We start from the raw sequence: 2,544 nt of genomic DNA on the forward strand, positions 1-2,544 counted from the left end.
GCCCTTTGCCGCGCAGCGATCTGCTCTGTCCCCTTTCCCCTGGGTGCCACCGCCGTGGTGGTTGAACCAGAGCTGGCTTTTGTGATGGCCAAAGACCTGCCTTCGCGCGGGCAGGCCTACACCGAGACCGAGGTGGATGCGGCGATTGGCTCGGTCCATGCCGCGCTGGAAATCTGCGCAAGCCGCTACACCGACCACAGCAGCCTGCCTTTTCCCGAACTGCTGGCTGACGGCGTGGTCAACAACGGCCTGTGGCTGGGGCCTGAATTGGGCGGGCCCGATGTCTCGGCATTTGAATTGACCTGGCAAGTCGCCGGGGAACCGGCGCAAACCGCCGAAGCCACGCACCCGAACGGCGACCCGCGCACACCGCTGTACTGGCTGGCCAATTTCCTGAGCGAACGCGGCATCGGCCTGCTGGCCGGCCAAGCGGTGATCACCGGCTCCTATGCCGGTGTACTGACGTTGCCCCTCGGAAAGCGCACGCAGTTTGACTACGCGGGCCTGGCCCGTTTTGAGGTGGAATTTCGCAACCCGTAACCTGAAGTAAATAGGGCAGGAAAGGTCCGGAAACGGCCAACCGCTTCAGCCCGGCTTGCTAAGCTGTGCGCCTCGATTCTCCAATCACACCAACAACGACGGAGCCGCCATGCAAGTCCTTCACCACCAACATTTCGCCCAACTTCACCAGGCGCCCCACGGCGTTTTGCTGCTGCCCAATGCCTGGGACGCTGCCAGCGCCAAAATCTTTGAGGGTTCCGGCGCCAAAGCCGTGGCCACCAGCAGCGCATCGCTCGCCTGGGCCTGCGGCTATGCCGACGGCGGCGCCTTGCCGCCCGACGAGTTGCTCGATGCCGTCGCCCGCATCACCCGCGTCTTGAGCCTGCCGCTGACCGTCGACATGGAAGACGGCTACAGCGAAAGCCCCGCCGAGGTGGGCCGCCTGGCCGCCGAGCTGGTCGCCGTAGGTGCGGCGGGCATCAACCTCGAAGACAGCAGCGGTGCGCCCGAGCTACTGGCGGAAAAAATCCGCGCCATCCGTGCAGCGCTCAAAGGCGCATCACTGTTTATCAACGCCCGCACCGATGTCTACCTGCGCAAGCTGAAAGTCGAAGGCACACCGGCCCAGGCCAGCATCACCCGCCTCAAGCTGTACCAGCAAGCCGGGGCAGACGGCTCCTTTGTGCCCGGCCTCACGGCCTTGCCTGACGTGCGGGAAATCTGCGAAGCCGTCAGCCTGCCGCTGAACCTGATGGCCATGCCCGGGCTGCCGGCCATTGCCGACTTGCAGGCCGCCGGTGTGCGGCGCGTCAGCGTAGGGCCGGCGCCTTTCCAGGTGGCTTATGAACACGCCCGAACCAGCGTTGAAGCCTTGCTGAAACAGGACCTGTCGCCGTTGCTCGGCCCCAAGCTGGACTATTCGGCGATGAACACCTTGTTGAACACGCCACGCTAGAGCGCACAGGCGTTTGCCCGCTATCGCCTGTATTCCTTTGGGGATCAGGCGATTTTTCATTTATTTCATCTTTTTTGTCTTTTTTGTCTTTTTTGGAAGAGGCGCGTCACAAACGGCAAAGCTCAATCGTCAATACGGTGTGACACCCAACTTTTAAACTCTTTTTTAAAGGAAACACCATGACTGCCCCTACCGCTAACACCGCCGCCAACACCGCCCCCGTCCGTATTGACCTCGCGATTCCCGACGTTTACCCCGCCTTGCTCAAGGTCAGTGAAACCATTGGCGCCCAGGGCCTGGACAAAAAACTGCACCACCTGATTCACCTGCGCGCCTCGCAGATCAACGGCTGCGCCTTCTGCGTGAAGATGCACCTGCGCGAAGCCCGTGAAGACGGTGAAACCCAGGACAGACTGGACCGCCTCGTCGTCTGGGCCCACGTCAACGACTTCAGCGAAGCCGAGAAAGCGGCACTGGCCTGGACGGAAGCACTGACCACGCTAGACCACAAGACCGACTACGCCAGCCTGCGCGGTCGCCTGCGCCAATCGTTCAGCGACAAGGAAATCGGCGCGCTGACCGCTACCATCGGCATGATCAACCTCTGGAACCGCATCCAGGTCTCGGCACACTGAGCAAAGCAAGGCAAGGCGCGCGCAATGCAAAACATCGACCCCACCGCCGTGTTTGAAGAAAGGCGCAGGCATTTGTTTGGCCTGGCCTACCGCATCCTCGGTTCACGGGCTGATGCCGAAGACGCCGTGCAGGACGTCTTCATCAAATGGCTGGCGGCCGACTACGCGAGCATCGCCACGCCGGCTGCCTGGCTCACCGCCATCTGCACGCGCCACTGCATCGACATGCTGCGCGACGCCCAGCGCAGCCGGGTCGACTATGTCGGCACCTGGCTGCCCGAACCCATCCACACGCAAACCGAAGACACGCCCGAAACACATGCCCTGCTGGCCTCATCGCTGAGCATGGCCTTTTTGCTGCTGCTCGAACGCCTCACGCCCAAAGAGCGCGCTGCCTACCTGCTGCATGAGATTTTTGAGACACCTTACGCCGAAGTGGCCGAGATGCTGGAC

General features: G+C 62.3%; 4 protein-coding genes. All 4 read left to right on the plus strand.

The annotated features are described in order from the left end of the window. Positions 1-540 (plus strand): fumarylacetoacetate hydrolase family protein (locus AC1D1P_RS20690; RefSeq protein WP_477674254.1); only part of this gene is annotated, 540 nt, incomplete at its 5' end. Positions 541-649: 109 nt separating this feature from the next. Further along, entirely contained in the window at positions 650-1,456 is an 807-nt protein-coding gene (locus AC1D1P_RS20695) for an isocitrate lyase/PEP mutase family protein (protein ID WP_477674255.1), read from the plus strand. Positions 1,457-1,635: 179 nt separating this feature from the next. Then, positions 1,636-2,091 (plus strand): carboxymuconolactone decarboxylase family protein, encoded by a 456-nt coding sequence (locus AC1D1P_RS20700; RefSeq protein ID WP_477674256.1) that lies wholly within the window; start codon positions 1,636-1,638, stop codon positions 2,089-2,091. A gap of 24 nt (positions 2,092-2,115) precedes the next feature. Next, positions 2,116-2,544, plus strand: a 429-nt coding sequence (locus AC1D1P_RS20705) for a sigma-70 family RNA polymerase sigma factor (protein WP_477674257.1), incomplete at its 3' end; no start/stop codon positions are given.

This window comes from Polaromonas sp. P1_E1_2 (assembly GCF_056406035.1).